Here is a 19,437-nt window from a genome sequence, read left to right as displayed (position 1 = left end):
GCTATAGCCCTCCTTGAGTGGTGCGATCGCCGACCACGCGCACGGTGGCCCCGTCGGCCAGACCGTTTTGGCCCACGGTGACGATCTGTTCTCCGGCCTGAAGGCCGCTGAGAATCTCTCGCTGATCAAACCCCTCCAGGCCCAGCTCTACGGGCCGTTGCTCGACGGTGCTGGTGGTTTCGTTGACCACAAAAACGTAGGCCCCCTGATCGCGAAAGGCGATCGCATTCAGCGGCACCACTACGGTATCGCTCCGCTCGGCGGCGGCAATCCACAGGTTGACGCTGGCCCCGTGCTGAAGATTGCCGGAGCCGCTGGCCATCCGCGCCGTCGCCTGAATCGCCCGATTGCCGGGGCTGACCGCCGGATTCACCGCATAGACGCTGCCCTGGGCCTGGGCGCTGTCGATTAGGTTGCCCCCGGCCTGGATTTGATCTTGGGTCGCGCCATTACCGGCGGTGACCAGGGCCGTCTGGCCAGGACGAATGCGATCGCCCATACCCGCCGATAGGTCGGCCACCACCTCAAACTCACTGGGGTCAATCACCACAATCGGCACCCGGCTCAGCAGCTCCTGGTAGTTGCCCAGCTGCGACGACACCGCCTGGAGGCTGTAGTACTCGTTTTCGCGAATGTTGAGGTAGGCGACAATGCCGTCAAAGGGGGCGTAGAGCCGGGTGCCTTCGAGGGCCACCTGGGCCTGGTTGAGTCGGGCCTGGGCGGTGGCAATCTGCGAATCGGTGGCCTGGAGCTGCTCCCGCGCCGACTGCACCTGGGCCTGGGCGGTGCTGACCTGGGCCTGGGCCGACCGCACCTGGGCCTGGGCCGCCGCCACCTGGCTACCCGCATCCTGCACGGTGCCGCGCCGATTGTCGAGATCGCTGGCAGAAATGGCCCCCTGGCTAAACAACTGCTGGTACCGCTGCAATTCGGTTTGGGCCAGATTTTGCGCCGTTTGGGCCTGGGCCACCTGGGCCTCGGCCTGGGCCACCTGGGCGCGGGCCGAGGCCACCTGCGACTCCATCTGGGCCACGTTGGCGGTCGCGGCTCCGCGCTGTCGCTGGGCCTCATTCACCGCAGCCTCCGCCTGGTTGATGTCGGCCTGGAGGGTGCGATCGTCGATCTGGGCCAGCAGTTCTCCCTGGCGGACGGGGTCGCCCGCCCGTAGGGTGCGCCCCTCACGGTTGGCCAAGTAGGTGATGTCGCCATCGACATCAAAGGCCAGGTGCTTAAACCGCACCGCCTGCACCGTGCCCTCGCTCGACACCCAGGCCTGAATCGAGCCGCGCTCTGCGGTCACCGTTTGCACCGTTAGGGGATCGGGGGCCGCCACTACAGCCGCTTCGCTGGCGGCATCTCGCAGGCGCACCACCGAGATACCGCCGACGGTAAATACCACCCCCACCAGTGGAATCAGCCACCAAAACCGCTTGAGCAGAGACTGTTGCTCCGATTTAGAAGACGGTCTAGAGGCGGGGGCCTCAGGGCTGGCAGTCTTGGCGACAGCCAGCGGCGGCGAGTTTAGCTCCGTCGGGTCTTGGGTAGCAGAATTGGAGGAATAGGGTTGAGAAACCATAGGGGTTAAAGGGCAGAAACATCAGCAGGACAAACGGTGAACCTCTGGTTGGCAGAGGCTCGCTTTCAAAATCTCGGAAAACTTTTGGTGGGTGGCGGGACTAGTTGGCTTGGGTCAGGCTTTTAGTTGGGATGGACTGGGCCGGAGCGGGCGATCGCCCTAAACCGTGCTCCAGCACCCGCACCAGCTCATCAAAGATCCGCTCGATGGCAGCACAATCCTCCGGGGATAGCTGATTTTGAGCCAGCTGTTCTGGCGTTAGGCCCAGCTGCTGAGGAATAAAGTCTCGTAGCCGGTAGGACAGGGTGCTGAGAATAAACACTGCAAAGTCAACATCAATGCTGGCGTCAATGTCGCCCTGGGCAATGCCTTGCTCCACCAACTCTCGGCCATAGCTCAATGAGGCCATCTGGGTTCTTTGTAACACCTGATCTCGGAAGCTGAGCTCGCCATAGAAGGCCCGATTGACCAGTTGACTCAGGGCCGGGTGGGCTAACTCAAACTGGGTACTGGCGCTAAATAACCAGCGCAGGTAGGCGAAAAAGCCAATGTCAGGATCCGGCGGTTGGGAGGCCTTGAGGTAGGCAATTTTTTGCTGGCTGGCTAGGTCAATCAGGTGGAGGTAAAGGTCTTTTTTGTCCTCAAAGTATTGGTAAAAGCTGCCCTTGGCGATCTTGGCCTGTTTGGTGATGTTAGAAATCGAGGCGCTGTCGTAGTCAGTGCTGGCAAATTCTGCGATCGCGCAGTCGATGATGCCCTGCCGCTTGGCCTCGGGCAGGTTGAAAAATGTGGCGTTAGGCATAGGCGGGTGAGCGACAATCGCAGTGTGACCGATCGGTCATATGACTGAGTAGTCACACCCTAGCAAATATCCCCGTCACCGTCCACTTGCTTGGGTCAGGCTCACCCTCGCTCATTGCCCGGTGCCCGTCAACCCAGTTGAGTAATTGCGCTCTAGCGCCCATGTCGCTTTTTTACAAGACCCCTGCCTTGACTCCGCTCTACACTAAAACCCTTGCTGAGTGAGCATACGGAGGCGTGATGTAGCTGGTGCAGTGGACGGCACCTCCGACTCGTAATGAAACATGCAATCGCCCTTCATACTACAATGTAGTATGCTCGGTGCAAGCTTGCTGTCGATGGTTCTCTAGATTTGGAAAAATACAGTTTGGGAGCGATTAGATGCTTTGGGAAACTGCTGTAGCGATCCAATATGGATTGTGAAAATCTGTAGGGCAGGCGTCTCACCTATACAAGTAAGATGCCAGTTCTGCCTGCGTTAAAGAATTCGGATGGCTATAGAAGCTCAGTAACAAAATTAGAGTCAGGCAATTAGATAGTGCCAGACAGTATGCAAAATCTGGAACCGATTTAGTGGGAGGTCTTATGATCCCTTACATAACCTTAAACACCGAGCGGCTGGTGCTGCGCCCGCTCTGCGAAACCGATGTGAAGGCACTCTACACCATCTTTTCTGACCCAGCGGTGATGCGCTATTGGAACACTGCACCCTGGGAGCATGTCGGTGAGGCACGGGATGCGATCGCTAACGATTTTGAAGCTCGTCGTACCGGCAACTCTTTACAGCTTGGCGTTGAGAAAATTGCCGATGCCCAACTGATTGGCACCTGTACTTTGTTTAACTTCAACCATCAGTGTCGGCGGGCAGAGTTGGGCTATGCCCTGGCGCGCTCGGCCTGGGGACGAGGCTTTATGCATGAGGCGCTATCGGCATTGATTGACTATGCCTTTGCCGAACTCAACCTGCACCGCATTGAGGCCGAAATTGACCCCAGAAACCAAGCCTCTGCCAAAACTTTAGATCGTCTGGGCTTTCTCAGGGAAGGGCATCTGCGCGATCGCTGGATGATCAGCGGCGAAGTGTCAGATTCTGATCTGTATGGCTTGCTGGTGGGCGATCGCGATCGCTCAAGCCCAGCCCGTAGAGATCGACCATCGGGCCGCGCGGTGAGTGATCTATGTGTCAGGCAGGTTGCTTGACCCCGTCATCTAGTGGAGAAAAAACATGTCTAGATGGAAACTAATTACTACGCGGCCGCCAGTCTAGTTTGCTGAATTGCACTACCAATTTCTAAGCAGATCAATGGAGAAAAGACGATGTCGAAGATCAGTGGATTTGCTCTCCTTGCGATCGCCCTGCTCCACAGCCTGATCGGCTTAACATTGCCAGGATTGATTGGATTTGAGGGCATCTGGCAAGATATTGCGGATATAGGAGTCGTTGATGCAGCCAAACCAGAGGCTCTCCGCATTTGGGGCTATTACTGGTTCCTGCTAGCTGGATTTTTTCTAGTACTTTGTGGTGGTCTATGCCATTGGGTTGAACATAGCCTCAACCGCGTTTTACCAGCTTTTGTAGGGTGGGCCCTGCTGGCGATCGCACTCTTCGGCATTGGGCTAGATCTAGATACCGGCTTTTGGCTGGTACTGCCTGTAGCTATAAATATCCTAGTAGCCTCGCGAACTAGCGCTACGTTGCCAGACAAATCACTGGTATCCCAACACGGCCTTGAAGATTCATTTCGTCTGTCCACAAAATAGTACAAGAGAACCATAATGATTGGGCGGTTAGCCGATGTTGAACCAGCCGGTGACAACCATGACTGAGCCAAACGACATTATTTTGCGACCCGCTACCCTTGCCGATGTCGATCTACTGCGCCACTGGGACGAGCAACCCCAGGTGATCGCCGCCGACCCCAACGACGACTGGGGCTGGGAGGTGGAGCTGGCCCGCACCCCCGCCTGGCGCGAGCAGCTGATCGCTGAGCTAGACGGTCGCCCCATCGGCTTCATTCAAATTATTGACCCGGCCCAGGAAGACAGCCACTACTGGGGTGATGTGCCCGCCAATTTGCGGGCGATCGACATTTGGATTGGCGAACCCACCGAGTTGGGCAAAGGCTACGGCACCACCATGATGCGGCTGGCCCTGGCCCGCTGCTTTGCCGACCCCGCCGTCACTGCCGTACTGATTGACCCACTGACCAGCAACACCCGCGCCCACCGCTTCTACCAGCGCCTGGGGTTCACCTTTTTAGAGCACCGCCGCTTTGGCGACGACGACTGCGCGGTCTATCGCCTAGAGCGCACTGATTGGGTCAGTGGCACATCCGTGGAGAGCACTGCCGATGTCTCTTCTTGAACCATCCCACAACCGTGACTAACTTTGCATCCGGTTGACTCATTGGATCGCTAAATAAGTTTCATTTGATGAGGTAGCTAATATGACCAGCACGCCCAAAAAAACGGTGGCTACTGTCATTCCAGTTCTGCTGTACAACGATGCGGCAGCGGCGGTGGAGTGGCTTTGCGGAGCCTTTGGCTTTGCGCAGCACCTAGTTGTGCCTGGCGAAAACGGCACCATTACCCACGCCGAACTCACCTTTGGCAACGGCATGATCATGCTGAGTTCGTTGCGTGACACTCCCTTTGCTCGACTCCAGCAGCCCCTCAGCAAAAAAGGAGATGTCGTTACCCAGAGCCCTACATCGTGGTGGATGAGGTGGATCGGCATTACGAAACTGCGATCGCCGCCGGGGCCGAAATCGTTATAGAGCTCCAAGACCAAGACTACGGCGGGCGCGACTATTCTTGCCGCGACCCCGAAGGCTACCTGTGGAACTTTGGCACCTACGACCCCTGGATTGCCGCACCACAACAGGTGTAAGCAGTAGACATCAATTATTTGCAGTAAACATTCGCCGTCCTGTCGATTTTGCGTGCTGCCGTTCGACTAATGCATAGAGCCAGGGGTGAGTGTTGCCCCGACCGCGCTGGAAACAGCCCAGGAGTCGTTCCTAAATCGTTGTCATGCGTTCGATGTAACTCAGTTATTCAAGGAGACTGTTATGCAAGTTAACCCTTACCTGATGTTCAATGGTCAGTGCGAAGCCGCCTTCAGGTTCTACCACCAGGTTCTAGGCGGAGAGCTAGGTGACATGATCACCTTCGCCGGTTCCCCCGCCGAGGGTGAAGTGCCCGCCGAATTTGTCAACAAAATCATGCACACCCAGCTGACCTTAGGTGACGAGGCGATCATGGGGTCTGACTGCCCCCCTGAGCAGTACGATGCACCCAAAGGCTTCTCGGTTTCTCTGCAAATTGCTGATCCAGACAAGGCCGAGCATATCTTTCATGCCCTATCCGAAGGCGGCACTATTCAAATGCCCCTCGAAAAAACCTTCTGGGCCCAGCGGTTTGGTATGGCAACCGATAAATTTGGCATTCCCTGGATGATCAACTGCGAATAGACCCAGCTCGAAAAACCGGATTTTTTGATCTCATACAGCATTTTCATACCCATGAGATGCACGCAGGAATCCCCCCTGTCCCCCTAAAAAGGGGGGATCGAGTGCATCATGTACGGCAAAAGACTAGGGGGGATCTGATCGCATCAATAGTGACCTCACGTGATAGAGAAATGCTTTGCCGAGCCGTGCTAGGCAGAGATTAACGCCTTAAGACGACGCTCTAAGACAAAACCTCAAGGAGAAACCCCATGACTACTACAACTGACCTACAACAAACCGAACCCGCAGTAGAACAGCCCCAAAAAGAACACCAGTGGCTTCAGCAACTCGTAGGCGAGTGGACCTATGAGGTTGAGGGCATGGCAGAGCCCAACCAACCCATGGAAACCTCCACCGGCACAGAAAGCGTTAGATCTGTTGGCGGCCTCTGGATAGTCGCCGAAGGCCAGGGCGAAATGTGTGGCGCTATGGCTACCACCACTATGACCCTCGGCTACAGCCCCCAAAAGCAGCGCTTTGTCGGCACCTGGATGGGGTCGATAATGACCCACCTGTGGATCTACGATGGCGAACTTGACGCCGCTGAGCGGGTGCTTACCCTGAATTCTGAAGGCCCGTCTATGGCTGGCGAGGGCCAAATGGCTCAGTACAAGGATGTGATCGAGTTCAAGAGCAGCGATCACCGGGTGCTGACCTCTTTTTGCCTGGGCGATGACGGCCAGTGGCAGCAGTTTATGACCGCCAACTACCACCGTCAGTAGAGGCGGCCTATACAAGTTCATTGGGTGCGTCATCCTCTGGCTTGAGGCACCCAATGAGCGCCGTTACTTAGCTTAGGGTTGTTGAACGTAGGTATGAATCAAGCATTTAATGCCTTTCGTAGGGGCAAACGAATCGTTTGCCCCGGCCCAAATTCATGCTTCAATTCAGCAATATCCTTAGCTTTTATTATTTTAGATTTTGGTTTGCTAGAAACCCCTGGCACGCAACTGCCCTGAATTATTTCTATCGGTGGACAGGAAGACGCGATCGCAAGATTTTGACAGCAGCACAGGAAATTGATAGCCGAGGAGGTTAAGTTTACCTAAATTGAACTATTGAACATTGTTTAATTGCCCCTTTTCTGATCAGCTATGGTCTTTAATGCGCAAGGAATTATTGTGCCGCCGTCTTCGGCACTGCGAGATGTGGTTAGCCACTATTGGCTATGCCTCAATAACGTTAATTCGATGTATGTGGCGTTGCCCGATGGGGCCGTCGATCTCGTCTTTCAATTTCATGGTGATGCTATATATAGCAGGGTCTATGGCACCACTACCGCCCGCGTTGATATCCCCCTAGAGCAGGGGGGTAACTATTTTAGTATTCGCTTTAGGCCGGGGCAAAGCCGTCATTTTATTCAAGCCAGTGCCGATGAGTTGACCGATACCTATGAGGCAACCCAGGGGTTGCTCAAGTTTTCGCTTGGGCCGCTAACCGAAGCTGTGCTAATGGGCAATATCGTACAGCATTTTAATCGGGTCTTAGAAACCCACTTAGCTCAGCTGTCGCCTAGTCTTCAACCGATTGATCAGGCTATTCATTTGCTTGAAGCAGCCTACGGTGCTGTGCCCGTTAGTGAAGCAGCGGCTGTGTTTGGGCAAAGCCATCGTCAATTTGAGCGAGTTTTCCTAGAAACTGTAGGGGTGCCTGCTAAGACATTTGCCAAAATCATTCGCTTTCAGCATACGACTAGACTGCTGGCTTCCCCAAGCAAAATATCGCTGGCCTATATTGCCGCTGAGCTAAATTATTCTGACCAAAGCCACATGAGCCATGACTTTAAGCGTCTGGCGGGGCTATCGCCCAGGCAGTTTATTCAGAGCCATGTCGCTTTTTTACAAGACCCTGATCGCGACGCTGTTTTACACTAGGCCCTTCGTTTCATCAGTATCAGGAGATCTGTCTATGAAGCTGTGGTTTGGTATCATCACCGAAAAACTTGAAGCTTCGAAAGCATTCTATCGTCGGCTGTTTGACTGTGAGGTGATTTATGACAGTGACTGGTTTGTTTTGCTGCGCTCAGGGCAGAGCGAACTGGGGTTTATGTTGCCAAATCTTGAGGCTCAAGCACCTATTTTTCGGCCAGCTTTTGGGGGCAAAGGCGCGTGGATAACCATTGATGTCGATGATGCCCAGGCTGAGTATCAGCGCATTGCGGCACTGGGGGTATCAATTGAGGTGGAGCTGCGCGATGAACCCTGGGGCGATCGCCACTTTGTTGTTATCGACCCCAACGGCATTGGGGTTGATATTGTGCAGCACCAGCTACCCCAGGCATCGGCTCCCGAAGGTGCTGAGCTTACCCTCAACCGTTAACCCATTTGAGGAAAACTTGTGGAAATTACGGCTTCAGCAATTTCGCTCAACGTTGACAATGTGGCCGCATCGGCGGCTTTTGTCACAGACCATTTCGGCTTTAAAGAAGACATGTCAGCCGATGGATTTGTCTCGCTCTCGCGGCCCGATGCCGGGTTTAACCTAATCTTTTTGCATCGGGAACTCAAAACGTTCAAACCAGCTTCTATGCGCGGGCATCGGGCCGATGGGCTGCTGATTGTCTTTGTCGTAGACGACATCGATCGCGAATACGCCCGACTCCAGGCCGCAGGGGTGCCGATTACCACCCCGATTGAGACGGAAGCCTGGGGCGAACGGTTCTTTCAGGTAAGCGACCCCAACGGGGTCGTGATTCAGCTGGTGCAGTGGATGACCCTCCCGCTCCAGTGATTTGATGAATAAAAGCTTGCTGCACTACGTTGTAGTATGTACACTACAATTCTGTCGTTGATGCTCAGATCCGCAAAGCCCAGATTAGGAGCGGCTGAATGCTAAGTAGGAAGGCACAATAAAACACAAGACGATGTAGGTTGGGTTGAGGCACGAAACCCAACACCCGCATGGGTTACGCTATCGCTAACCCATCCTACATTTGAATTAGCCCAACCCCTTAGTTCTCGGTTGATTAAATCCAATCCCTAGGGCAAGCGGCCTGTGCCCTGTCCATTGTTTTAATTGAGCCAACCCTAAAGACAGCTCTGCCGAGCAAATTTTGAAGCATAGATAGGTAGAGCAAAGTGCAACCCAGTTCTAGCACGAGTTCTGCTGGGATCTGCTAGCGCGACACCCAGCCTATGGGGTAGCGGGCTAATTTTTTGATCACACGAAATGAATCCTAAATCTTTGGCTAATGAAGTGTTGAGGCTGACTTTACGACCTCAAAAATTGAAGGAAAGTCTATGGATTATAAAAAATATCTTCACAGCAAACATATTTACCTAGAGAAATATGGATGGGGGCATATTCGGCCTGTTCAAAGATTTTTGAAGCGCCTGCTCTCAACCGAGGAGCTGTCTATTCGGCAGGGGCGCGATGGTCTAAAGACCGGTCTGGAAGGCCATCGCAATAGTAATAAACTCTTTTTTGTGCAAGATCGCACCACCAGCCAGCACCATATCTTTCTGTCAGAAACCGATCTCAGAATCTGGCTAGACCAGCGCTATTACCGCCATACTTGCCCCCCTGATCTAGATTGGACGTACCATCGCCAGCGCTGGCTGCGATAGCTGGAAACTTGTTTAACCAGCCGTAGGGTGGGCACCGCCCACCGTTAAACCAGTGCCATTCACCCAGTTTTCTACGCCGTAGTGTTGAATAAATTGAATGAAACCCGTTTTTTATATCATTTTGGCTAACTCACTGGTGGCCACCCTAACCAACACCTTGGTTTGGTTTGGGGTCACGTTTTGGGTTTACCTGCAAACCCAGTCGGTGCTGGCGACCTCGGTGATGGCTGGAATATATCTAGTCACCGTCGCCATTTCTGGCTTTTTCTTGGGCTCGCTGGTCGATCGCTACCGCAAAAAAACCGCCCTGCTGATTTCTAGCATTGGGTCGCTGGTGCTGTACGCGTTTGCCTACCTAATTTATCTATCTACGCCAGCGGCGATTTTTGCCGACGCGTCTAGCATTGTGCTCTGGGGATTTATCATTGTGGCGCTGGTGGGGGCGATCGCTGGAAACCTGCGCACCATTGCCCTGCCAACCCTGGTAACGGTGCTGATTCCTGAAGCGGAGCGCGACAGGGCCAATGGCCTGGTGGGCACCGTCAATGGAGTAGCTTTTTTAGCGGCTTCTATTGTGAGCGGGCTGGCGATTGGGTTTTTAGGCATGTACTGGATGTTGGTGATTGCGATCGCGCTCACTGTCCTGAGCATCCTCCATTTGTGTACCATTGCCATTCCCGAACAGCGCATTATCCAGAGCGAGGCGAAACCCAACCACATTGATATTCGAGGCACAATTCAGGTGATTCGGCTGGTGCCGGGGCTATTTGCGCTGATTTTCTTCAACTGCTTCAACAACTTTTTGGGCGGCGTCTTTATATCGCTGATGGATGCCTACGGGCTTTCCCTGGTTTCGGTACAGGTGTGGGGCATTGTCTGGGGGGTCTTGAGTTTAGGGTTTATTGTCGGTGGTTTGGCGATCGCCAGGTTTGGCCTGGGCAAAAGCCCTCTGCAAACCATGTTTCTAGCCAACATTGTGATGTGGATCGTGGCCATGGGGTTTACGATTCAGCCGTCAATTATTTTGCTGGCGGCTGGTTTATTTGTGTACCTGTGTTTGATTCCCGTGGTCGAAGCTTCCGAGCAACTGATCTTGCAAACCATGATTCCCCTAGAGCGCCAGGGGCGGGTATTTGGTTTTGCCCAAAGTATTGAGCAGGCCGCCGCCCCGCTTACCGCCTTTATGATTGGCCCGATCGCTCACTTTCTGTTTATTCCCTTTATGACCACCGGGGCCGGGGTCGATTTGCTTGGCCCCTGGTTTGGCACCGGCAGCGATCGCGGCATTGCGCTGCTGTTTACCCTGACGGGCCTGGTGGGGCTGGTGGTAACGGTGCTAGCGATGCGATCGCGCGCCTACCGAAGCCTATTCGTGAATTATCAACGACGCCACGCCAGTAATCTCCGCATTGAAGCGGCAAAGCCATCATGAGGCGTTCACAACGTAACCTGGGCGAGAGGATTGCCCTTAGCTAGGAGCCTGTCTATGACCATAGAACTTGATCACACCATTGTGCCCTGCCGCAATCAGGTAAAGTCGGCCCAGTGCTTAGCTGAGCTGCTTGGGGTTCCCTGGACAGAGAAGAGTATTGGCCCCTTTTCACCCGTTTATATCAACAGTAGGCTAACCCTTGACTTCCAATCGACCAATGATGATTTCCCCATCTATCACATTTGTTTTCGGGTCACAGAAACAGAATTTGACGCCATTCTCGAACGCATCAAGGCCAGTGGAATCGACTATCGCAGCACCCTGCGAGGCAGCATAGACAGGAAAATTAGCACTCAGTTTGGCGGGCGGATGATCTACTGGAACGAGCCCGACGGCCACCAATGGGAACTCTTAACCGTCAGCTATGCTCGACAGCAATGTTGAATCTTGAATTCTACGTAATTTAGGCGACTTGTCCATACCAAAAATTTGTTAGCCGTTTGGAGCCACAATCGGTCGAGCAATGGGGTGGGCAAGCACCGAGCCAGATAGCTCTATGGGTACTATTCTCAATTCACGACGATTCGGAAGAGGATAGATCGCGCTTCATGATCGGGATATCGGGATCGTCGGCCCAGCAAAGATCCTCAGGTGAACGGTATTGGTGGTTGGTGAGCGATCGCCCCTTAGCCTCAGCGAGTGAGCCGACAATCATCACTGTCCCAATTCTCGGCGGCGCTGGGGACGCCTGAAGAAAAAATAAACGAGCGCACCAATTCCATTGGCAAACAAGATAATCAGAACCCAAACGATCTTGGTGTTGCCTGCACTAGATTCGTGGGTAGCACAGTCAATTAAAACCCAGAGCCAAAATAGAAAGCCGAGTAAGATTAAAAAAACAATTATCAATGGAAAGACTATGGCTTGCAGATCAAATTGGGTCGATTGGGGGGCGACAGTAATCGCAACGTCATGCTGAGTCAATAAATCCACTAGAGCTGGATCATTGGGTAGTTCGACGGCGATAATTTCACCGTCTTTGGTGTGGGCGATCGCTTGCGATCGCTCTGCATCTAAGTCAACCGCCGCTACCTGACCCTGTTTGATAGCCTGAACAAACTGGTTATAGCTCCATATTGTCGATGGAGATCTTTCGACACATGCAGTCACAATTAATAAAACTACGATCAATAGACTAACCAGTCTAAAATGAGCGGCTACCTTTAGCTGTCTATACTTATTTTGATAATCCACCATGCTCATGGTTATTTTTGATTGAACTGCCGATCTTCGGTAAAATTAAGTATTTTGCCTAAAACTGTCTACAGGCTGTCTATGCTTTATTCTTTAAAGGTTTCTGCCAGAAAATTGCCAGTAGCTACAGTCGATCTCTTTGGCTAATAAACGCAAGACTTATAACTCTTTGGCTAAAAAATAGCAAAAATCCACCTGATAGGGCTCCTTTAAGTCCGCTAAAATCTTGTTCAAGAACGAGGCGAGAACCAAAAAGGCCAAAAAATGTTGCCCGGAGGCCCAGCAAAATCATCAATACAGCAACGATTTGAATTAAAATATATGAAATCTTTTCAATTGCAGTTAGCTTATTCCAAGCCGAGATGATAATTCTGCTTATGCCATAGCCAGCTGAGCCTAAGATTATTCCTAAAACAGGTGTGATGACTAAGTAAAAATTCGAGCTTTCTGTAGATGATACAGCCAAAGAATATACACCTAAAAATAGGCCGACAAAAAATGACAACAGCGCCAACAAAAAAGCTGCGGGTATACACACAGCATCTATTTTGTCTAGATAATTCTGACGTGGGTAGGGTGGCATGGTCTAGCACTATAAAGTAAACGAAACCCGTAAGCTTTAGCCATATTCCACAGGCTACCTGTATCGCCACATCTTGACCTGAAGGAAAATGCACAGGATCAGATTTGAACCTGTGCACTGCAAAATCACATCATTTCCCTCTTTCTAATTCAACTCGCAGACGATCTTCCTGTTCCCGCAGTTCTGGAGTAAAGGCTTCGCCAAAGTCGTCTGCTTCAAAAACGGGGCGAATCTCAATTTCGTCGGCCTGAAAAGGGCTGCGTTTGACCCAATCAATCGCCTCTGCCATCGACTGTACCTGCCAGATCCAAAATCCGGCAATCAGTTCTTTAGTTTCAATAAACGGCCCGTCGGTGACGGTGCGTGCTTTGCCCTTGCAGGCTACCCGCACCCCTTTTGAACTGGGATGCAGCCCCTCGCCCGCCAGCATCACGCCCGCGTTGACCAGTTCTTCGTTGAACTGCCCCATCTCAGTCAATTGTTCTTCGGTGGGCATGACCCCGGCTTCAGACTCGGGAGTAGCTTTGACGAAAACCATAACTCTCATTGCAAATCTCCTAGTTAATTGGTGTTTATCTCTGGGATGACAAAAAAGCGGCTGCTCAAGTCGGGCCTAGCTCAGGCGTGGGTGCAATCAGAGCTGCTGTCGGGCACAAAGAGCACCGAGGCATGCTCGTGGATAATCTGCTATTGCTCCCCTTGCCGTTGGCAACCAGCGGTGACTCGCAGCCACATCTGCGCCGCTGGGTGATTGGGGTCTCTAGCACGGTTGTGGTCATAGTTGTAAGTCTCCATGGATGGCTTGTCAGCGGGCTAGGCGTCAACCTTTAACCCTGTCTGTGTGAAGTAGTCGAGCCGCGAGACGGCAGATCGACAGGGTGGCCATATTTTTTTCAAGATTTGAGGAATCGCTGGAAAGTTTTGCGACAGGAAAGGCGCGACCACCCCTTGAGGAAAGGTGGTGAGACATTATGGACGAGCCGGACTCAGTCCTCGATCGCCTCAATACCAAGTTGCTTAAGTCGCTCAAGGTTTTCCTGCATGGCTTTGAGCTGTTCGGGGGAGTGCCCCTGCCACTCTGTGACCTCACCCGTGACCCGAAGTGGATCCTGAGAGCGGTATGACTTTGTCGGATTGCCAGGGTACTTCTTGTCCGTCAAATTCGGATCATCGGCGATCGGGCCGGTCGGTTCCACAATGTAGATTCTGCCGGTGCTTTCGCCAAGGGCCAACTCGGCCCCCCAGATGGCCGCATCCAAGGTGGCGGTCAGGTAGACGTAGGCCGCTTTCTTTTGCTTGCCGTAGTTAGAGCTATAGCCGGGCACGATCAGATCCCCTGGTCTCAGATCGGCTTTTGTGCCGTGGTAGAACTGCTGCGAACTGAGGTCGTCGATCGCTGTCATCGGTTTATTCCTCATACTTTTGGGAATTAAACTGCCGAACGCACTGATCTTATATAGATCATAGATCGATCACCCGTGACCATGAGGATATTGATAGGGGCTATGGGGGCGATCGCCCTCTCTCAGGAGCAGCTACCCGTTAACCTAGTTACGCAATTACGGGTGATGTTGTACCGCTCCAGCACTCGCTTGAGAACATAGCCTGCTTTGCCCATGTCTCCATCATTTCAGGGGATGAGGTGTAAGACGTTGTCGCGTATGCTAGCGCTGTCATGGATGAATACTTGTTTGGCGTATTATCTATCTTGAGGTTTATGCCATGTTGGTGCCCAAAGCTTTCATTTGTCGATAGGGTCGATGGGGGTTTCTAAATCCTTGGGTTTGGCGCTGGGGCGGTTAGAGGACGCAGCGATCGCCCTCTGCGGGGAGTTCAAGGTTGATCAGGTAGTCAGCGACAATCGCATTGACGCAAGGGCTGATGCCCTCCATGGCGACGGTGTGCCGCTCTCCCTCGACGGTGAGCACGGTACCACCAAGAGCCTCGGCCAGACTGGCCCCAGCGCCGTAGGGAGTGGCGGGGTCGCCAGTAATGGAGATGATCAGCGTGTCGGGTAAACCCTCGACATCCTGAGCGTAGGGGAAACCCAGGGTCGGCTCACTAGGCCAAAACTCGCAGGCGTCGCGGGTGACGCCCTCGACGTCGCGTCCGGTATCGAGGAAGGGGTTCACGTCGAATATCTGGCGGCGCAGGTCGGCCTCTTGCTCGGGAGTGCGGCGCTCCTCGTCATTGCAGTTGATGGCGAGGTTGGCATCGATAAAGTTGTTCCATAGGCCGTTAGGATCCCTACCGATAAAATTATCATTGATGGTGAGCAGCTGGTCGCCGCGCCCCTCGGTCTTGAGCTGGGCGATGCCATCGATCACCTGCGGCCATGCCTCAGCGGTGTAAAGTCCGGCACCGACGCCACCCGTGGCCTGGAAGAAGTTCAGCGTGCGTCCGTTTCCGGCGGGTACCGGATTATCGATCAGCGGTTGAACCAGGGTTTGGAACACAGCGGTTGCCTGCTCGGGATCGTTGCCTAGCGGGCAGTTTGGGCTCTGGGCGCAGAACTCAGCCATCAGATCGAACGATCGCTGGAATCCGGCGTGGAGCGACAGGCGGCGTTCCGCGCTGCCCTGCCGGGGGTCGATCACGCCATCGAAGACCATGGCCCGCACATTCTGCGGGAACATCTCGGCATAGACCGCGCCGAGCCGAGTACCGTAGCTCTGCCCGGCGAAGGTCAGTTTCTCATCCCCTAGCGCAGCGCGCAGCACGTCCATATCCCGTGCTGCATTGCGGGTACCGACGGCGGCAAGCACCTGTTCACCCCCCGATCCCTCGGCGCACTGCTCCATCAGCTCGCGGGTGTCGTCGGCAGTCCATTCTCCCGACGTACCCAACAACGTCGTCTGGTTCTCGCCGCGATCGCTCTCTGCGTCGGTGAAGCAGCTGATGGCCGGGGTCGAGGCTCCGACCCCGCGAGGGTCGAATCCAACCAGGTCGAACCGCTGAATAATCGGGGTCTCCTTCAGACCCACCGCAGTGAGGGGGGTGGTAAACAGGCCCGAGCCGCCAGGCCCGCCAGGGTTAAGCACCAGGGAACCGATCCGCTGGTCCGGCTCATCCTGGGCCGGGAGCCGCAGCACCGCGATTTGCATAGTCTCACCCTCAGGTTGGTTGTAGTTTAACGGCACCTCCAGGCGACTACATTCAAACGGATCAACGTACAGTTGTGCCTCGATCGCAGTGGTTGCAAAGCCTTGGCAGGAGCCGAACGTCAGTTCCTGGTTGTAGAATCGCTCCAGTTCCGCCGCTGGCTTCTGGGCAGACTGGGTAGACGCGAAAGGTGCTCCAGCTAGGAGAAGCAATATCACCGCTGTGGCCGTTAGTAAGCGTCGGGTGTAGGTCTTGGGAACGCGCATCATTCTCCTCCTAGGGGAAGCTGTTGGTATTGAATCGTGTGTGAGTCGGTCACGATTTCGTGGGTTGTTAGAAGACACGTGAGGCATGATGACGAACTCCTTTTAAGACGGTGTTCGATCGGCTATGACTTCGGATGGCGCTTGGCGAATTCCCAGGCAATGGCACTGGCATCGGGACCGGCGCGATCGATATAAATGCCTTCTCCGGTAGGCCCTGGCCAGGCGTGCCCCATATCCTGGACGAGGTACGACTCGATGAGAAACGTACCGTCCGGCGCAGTGAAAGTGGTGTGGGTGTACGAATGCCTACCCTGTTCTGAAGGCACCGTTGTCGTCTCTTCGACTCGGTTCAGGCTGTCGTTAAGCAGGCCGTCATCAACGAAGTCGCCTACCGCAGTCCAATGTGCAACCAGACGAGTGGCGACGATGGGCGGAACGACGGCATCATCCTCGCCTTGGATAACGAGCAGCGGCACCTGCCGCGCCCGATCGCCCATCTGAGCCCACGCCTGACGTGCGGTGTAATTCGGTGGTGTGGAGTCAGGATCGTCGGGGTTCACCTGGTTCAGACCATACTCACCACCTGCGATCGATGTCACCGTTGCAAAGACATCGGGGTAGGTCGCAGCGAGAATAACGGCGGCCCCCTCACCCGATGAGGCCCCAGCAACATGCACTTGGGCTGGGTCTGCGTTGTACACCTCGACCACCTGTCGGGCCACGCCAGCGAGAAGCGCAGGTTCTCCGCTGTAGCGGTGCTGCTGCCGTGGGTCAGCCGAGTTCCAGCAGTTAAACGCGCTGCGGAACATCCGTTGCGTTGGGTAGACGACGATAAAACCTTCGCGGTCGGCCAAACTGTTGAACTGCGTCGTGGCCTTCATCGAATTCCATCCATAACCCGTCATGCCGCAGCCGTGAATCGCCATGATCACCGGCAGTTGAGTCATGCCATCGTGCTGAGGCGGCAGGTGAACCTGATAACGCAGAGAACCGGCATCGCTTTCGTACAGGTGATTGTGGTCTCCCGCCTGCATCCACCAGGGCAGGCCGAACTGGAACGCCGCAGTGCCGATAACAACGGCGGTCACGACTGTGACGAGGATACTGAAGGTGATTCGGGGCGATCGCTTACGAGGGAAGTCTGACCGAGACTGATCGGACTCGATTGCTTGGTTCAGGTTGCGTTTTCGCGGGGGATCAGAAAAAACTTTCATAGTGATCGATTCTTTTCATCCAGGTGCTGAAGATTCAGTCCGCGCCGACGTCCAGAACGGCCTTGCCGTGGAGTCAACGGCTTCGCAGGGCTTCTACAACCTTGTCCACGTCACGCCATCTGCCGCGCCACACGATCCCAAGGGCGATGACACCCGCAGCCACCCTGCCCGTGAGCCAGAAGGGGCCTCAGCCGATGAGGGCCAGCACGGCATGAACTATCAGGTGGGCGATCATTGCGGTCTCTAGCCCGTAGCGCCAGAATAAATACCCCGCAACCCCTGCAAACAAAGAATTTTGAATCAGCAAGAACCCCAGTAGGGCTGGGGTTAACGGCAGTCCTAGGGCGATCGCATAGGGCAAGTGGGCCACGGCAAACACCAGGGAGGAGACGGCAATAGCGACTACCACCCATCGGCTCTGGGGCTTACCCTGGCGCTGCTGCCCAAATCGCCAGCCCAGCCATAGCAGCAGCGTCATCAGGCCCCAGCGGATCAGAATTTCTTCGGTGATACCGCCGTAGAGAAATCGCACTGGCAGCGGCGTGGGCTCAGCCGCCCCGTAGGCGGGTGGCAGCAGCGGGCGAGACAGTAGGGCGATCGCCGTCAGCAGTCCGCCGCTGATCAACCCACCCACCACGCCGGGCAGCAGTTGAGGAGCCATGGCTTGCCGCCACGATCGCCCCACGGCCAGCGCCTCTGCCCCCGGTGCCATTAGCCCTAGCCGGTGGGCCAAGAGCACGCCTATCAGCACCGCCACCGACAGCAAAATCGTGGGCTGCACCAGCACCAGTAGTCTGACCACGGCGGCAGGTGGGGCACCCTCTGGGAGCAAGGGCAACGGCAGCAACACCAGGGATATCACCCCAGCCATGCCTGCCAACCACAGCAGCCCAAACAGTCGCAGCCTAGAGTTTTTATGCTCAACCATGACTCTATCCTCATGTTTAACCATGACTCTATTCTCAACTTCCTTCTAGAATCGGCGTGAACGGGTCAATGATGCGGTCGAGCGTGCCAAGTGGATGAAAGTACTGATCTGCGATGTTATTAAACCTTCGAGATCTTGTGGTCATAGGGTGCGGATCGTCCCTTCGTCAAACTGTGGCAGGGATTCGAGATCATCGAACCCCTGTGCGTGCACGGCAAGATTGGGAGCAGGCTGAAGAGCGTCGGCTTACCGTGCGGCGACATCCAGAACGGCCTTGCCATGGAGTCGACGGCTTCGCAGGGCTTCTACAACCTCGTCCACGTCACGCCAGCTGCCGCGCCACACAATCCCAGGGTCGATGACACCTGCGGCCACCCTTCCCGCGAGCCAGGAGATGCCGCGATCGATGTCGGTACTGTCAAGTAGGAAGAACGTCGCAAGCGACCGATTGTCCTGACCCTGACGACTGAGCAGCGCACCGACGGGGAACACCTCGGGCTCTTCGGTGACATGACCCACCGAGACTAGAGTGCCGTTGCCCGCGAGCGCACTGAATGCCTCGACCAGCAATGACCCACCGACGGTGTCAACGACGCCGTCCAGCCCATCCGGCAGTGCGCCTGGAGCGACTACCTGGTCAGCGCCCAACGCCCGAAGTGCCTCTCCATAGAGCTTGGGATCGCTAGTCACCGCGATCACCTCCGCTCCACCAAGATGCGCCAGCTGAACCGCAAACCGTCCCACACCACCAGTCGCACCGGTCACGGCGATTCGCCGCCCGAGCAACGAACCGATCCGGTCGAGCGCGGACAGAGCGCTCACCCCAGCCACGGGCACCGTTGATACCGCCCCCAGATCAGCACTGTCCGGTACAACCCCGAGGGTACGGGCCGTAACAGCGCGGAGCTCAGCCCAACCGCCATTGAGTGCCAAGCTGACAACCGGCGTGCCGACTGCAGGACCGCTGCCATCAAGAGCGGCGCGCTCGACGATGCCGGCTGCTTCCCACCCCGGTACAGTACCGTCGGGTGCCCCGGCAACGCCGTCCTGTAGATCTCCGAAGTTGACCGACACGGCGACGACCCGCACCAGCGCCTCGTGTGGGCCGGGCTCGGGGGGCGGAATCTCGCCCAATCGAAGACCGTGGGCGGTTGAGTGATCGACAATGAGTGCAAGCATGTCAACTCCGTTCATTAGATGTAT

General features: G+C 55.0%; 24 protein-coding genes. 13 read left to right on the top strand and 11 right to left on the bottom strand.

The annotated features are described in order from the left end of the window. Position 1: 1 nt before the first annotated feature. Both VB780_RS13385 and VB780_RS13380 read right to left on the bottom strand, forming a co-directional pair. On the bottom strand, positions 2 to 1,576 hold the full coding sequence (locus VB780_RS13385; RefSeq protein WP_323351661.1) for an efflux RND transporter periplasmic adaptor subunit: 1,575 nt from the start codon (positions 1,574 to 1,576) through the stop codon (positions 2 to 4). A 100-nt stretch (positions 1,577 to 1,676) separates the two neighbouring features. Beyond that, complete coding sequence (locus VB780_RS13380; protein WP_323351660.1) at positions 1,677 to 2,378, bottom strand: TetR/AcrR family transcriptional regulator; 702 nt, start codon at positions 2,376 to 2,378, stop codon at positions 1,677 to 1,679. A gap of 584 nt (positions 2,379 to 2,962) precedes the next feature. On the opposite strand from VB780_RS13380, the gene VB780_RS13375 reads away from it, so the two are divergent. The 13 genes from VB780_RS13375 (at position 2,963) to VB780_RS13315 (ending at position 11,331) form a co-directional block, all read left to right on the top strand. Continuing rightward, positions 2,963 to 3,577: a GNAT family N-acetyltransferase gene (locus VB780_RS13375; protein WP_323351659.1), complete on the top strand. Its 615-nt coding sequence runs from the start codon at positions 2,963 to 2,965 to the stop codon at positions 3,575 to 3,577. A gap of 117 nt (positions 3,578 to 3,694) precedes the next feature. Continuing rightward, on the top strand, positions 3,695 to 4,138 hold the full coding sequence (locus tag VB780_RS13370) for a DUF6463 family protein (protein WP_323351658.1): 444 nt from the start codon (positions 3,695 to 3,697) through the stop codon (positions 4,136 to 4,138). A 58-nt stretch (positions 4,139 to 4,196) separates the two neighbouring features. Beyond that, positions 4,197 to 4,742 carry a GNAT family N-acetyltransferase gene (locus VB780_RS13365; protein ID WP_323351657.1) on the top strand — a complete coding sequence of 182 codons (546 nt, stop codon included), beginning with the start codon at positions 4,197 to 4,199 and terminating at the stop codon, positions 4,740 to 4,742. An 82-nt stretch (positions 4,743 to 4,824) separates the two neighbouring features. Continuing rightward, a complete protein-coding gene (locus VB780_RS13360) occupies positions 4,825 to 5,154 on the top strand; it encodes a hypothetical protein (protein ID WP_323351656.1) in 330 nt (109 codons plus the stop codon). Further along, positions 5,103 to 5,267 (top strand): VOC family protein, encoded by a 165-nt coding sequence (locus VB780_RS13355; protein WP_323351655.1) that lies wholly within the window; start codon positions 5,103 to 5,105, stop codon positions 5,265 to 5,267. The genes VB780_RS13360 and VB780_RS13355 overlap by 52 nt, the downstream gene beginning before the upstream one ends. Positions 5,268 to 5,448: 181 nt before the next feature. Beyond that, positions 5,449 to 5,850, top strand: coding sequence for a VOC family protein (locus VB780_RS13350; RefSeq protein ID WP_323351654.1), 402 nt, complete (start codon positions 5,449 to 5,451; stop codon positions 5,848 to 5,850). A gap of 248 nt (positions 5,851 to 6,098) precedes the next feature. Beyond that, positions 6,099 to 6,611 (top strand): DUF1579 domain-containing protein, encoded by a 513-nt coding sequence (locus VB780_RS13345; protein ID WP_323351653.1) that lies wholly within the window; start codon positions 6,099 to 6,101, stop codon positions 6,609 to 6,611. A 372-nt stretch (positions 6,612 to 6,983) separates the two neighbouring features. Then, entirely contained in the window at positions 6,984 to 7,763 is a 780-nt protein-coding gene (locus VB780_RS13340) for a helix-turn-helix domain-containing protein (protein ID WP_323351652.1), read from the top strand. 34 nt (positions 7,764 to 7,797) lie between these two features. Beyond that, complete coding sequence (locus VB780_RS13335; protein WP_323351651.1) at positions 7,798 to 8,208, top strand: VOC family protein; 411 nt, start codon at positions 7,798 to 7,800, stop codon at positions 8,206 to 8,208. A gap of 18 nt (positions 8,209 to 8,226) precedes the next feature. Further along, positions 8,227 to 8,619, top strand: a complete 393-nt coding sequence (locus VB780_RS13330) for a VOC family protein (protein ID WP_323351650.1) — start codon at positions 8,227 to 8,229, stop codon at positions 8,617 to 8,619. Positions 8,620 to 9,128: 509 nt separating this feature from the next. Next, positions 9,129 to 9,455, top strand: a complete 327-nt coding sequence (locus VB780_RS13325) for a hypothetical protein (protein WP_323351649.1) — start codon at positions 9,129 to 9,131, stop codon at positions 9,453 to 9,455. A gap of 97 nt (positions 9,456 to 9,552) precedes the next feature. Continuing rightward, positions 9,553 to 10,887, top strand: a complete 1,335-nt coding sequence (locus VB780_RS13320) for an MFS transporter (protein WP_323351648.1) — start codon at positions 9,553 to 9,555, stop codon at positions 10,885 to 10,887. 54 nt (positions 10,888 to 10,941) lie between these two features. Next, on the top strand, positions 10,942 to 11,331 hold the full coding sequence (locus VB780_RS13315) for a VOC family protein (RefSeq protein ID WP_323351647.1): 390 nt from the start codon (positions 10,942 to 10,944) through the stop codon (positions 11,329 to 11,331). Between the two features lie 130 nt (positions 11,332 to 11,461). Here the strand turns inward: VB780_RS13315 and VB780_RS13310 are convergent, their stop codons facing one another. From VB780_RS13310 to VB780_RS13270, 9 genes are all read right to left on the bottom strand, one after another. After that, on the bottom strand, positions 11,462 to 11,602 hold the full coding sequence (locus VB780_RS13310; protein WP_323351646.1) for a hypothetical protein: 141 nt from the start codon (positions 11,600 to 11,602) through the stop codon (positions 11,462 to 11,464). Beyond that, positions 11,602 to 12,150, bottom strand: a complete 549-nt coding sequence (locus VB780_RS13305; protein WP_323351645.1) for a PLD nuclease N-terminal domain-containing protein — start codon at positions 12,148 to 12,150, stop codon at positions 11,602 to 11,604. The genes VB780_RS13310 and VB780_RS13305 overlap by 1 nt, the downstream gene beginning before the upstream one ends. 115 nt (positions 12,151 to 12,265) lie before the next feature. Beyond that, positions 12,266 to 12,724, bottom strand: coding sequence for a hypothetical protein (locus tag VB780_RS13300; RefSeq protein ID WP_323351644.1), 459 nt, complete (start codon positions 12,722 to 12,724; stop codon positions 12,266 to 12,268). Positions 12,725 to 12,854: 130 nt separating this feature from the next. After that, entirely contained in the window at positions 12,855 to 13,271 is a 417-nt protein-coding gene (locus VB780_RS13295; protein ID WP_323351643.1) for a YciI family protein, read from the bottom strand. Between the two features lie 439 nt (positions 13,272 to 13,710). Then, complete coding sequence (arr, locus tag VB780_RS13290; protein ID WP_416349231.1) at positions 13,711 to 14,127, bottom strand: NAD(+)--rifampin ADP-ribosyltransferase; 417 nt, start codon at positions 14,125 to 14,127, stop codon at positions 13,711 to 13,713. Between the two features lie 396 nt (positions 14,128 to 14,523). Then, positions 14,524 to 16,092 (bottom strand): alpha/beta hydrolase, encoded by a 1,569-nt coding sequence (locus tag VB780_RS13285; protein WP_323351641.1) that lies wholly within the window; start codon positions 16,090 to 16,092, stop codon positions 14,524 to 14,526. 122 nt (positions 16,093 to 16,214) lie between these two features. Then, positions 16,215 to 17,306, bottom strand: coding sequence for an alpha/beta hydrolase family esterase (locus VB780_RS13280; RefSeq protein WP_323351640.1), 1,092 nt, complete (start codon positions 17,304 to 17,306; stop codon positions 16,215 to 16,217). A gap of 187 nt (positions 17,307 to 17,493) precedes the next feature. Beyond that, positions 17,494 to 18,234: a CPBP family intramembrane glutamic endopeptidase gene (locus VB780_RS13275; protein WP_323351639.1), complete on the bottom strand. Its 741-nt coding sequence runs from the start codon at positions 18,232 to 18,234 to the stop codon at positions 17,494 to 17,496. A gap of 246 nt (positions 18,235 to 18,480) precedes the next feature. After that, positions 18,481 to 19,413, bottom strand: a complete 933-nt coding sequence (locus VB780_RS13270; RefSeq protein WP_323351638.1) for a zinc-binding dehydrogenase — start codon at positions 19,411 to 19,413, stop codon at positions 18,481 to 18,483. Positions 19,414 to 19,437: the final 24 nt, after the last annotated feature.

Source organism: Leptolyngbya sp. CCNP1308 (genome assembly GCF_034932455.1).
Classification (GTDB): Bacteria; Cyanobacteriota; Cyanobacteriia; order Phormidesmidales; family Phormidesmidaceae; genus Nodosilinea.
This window is presented reverse-complemented; position numbering and strand designations above follow the sequence as displayed.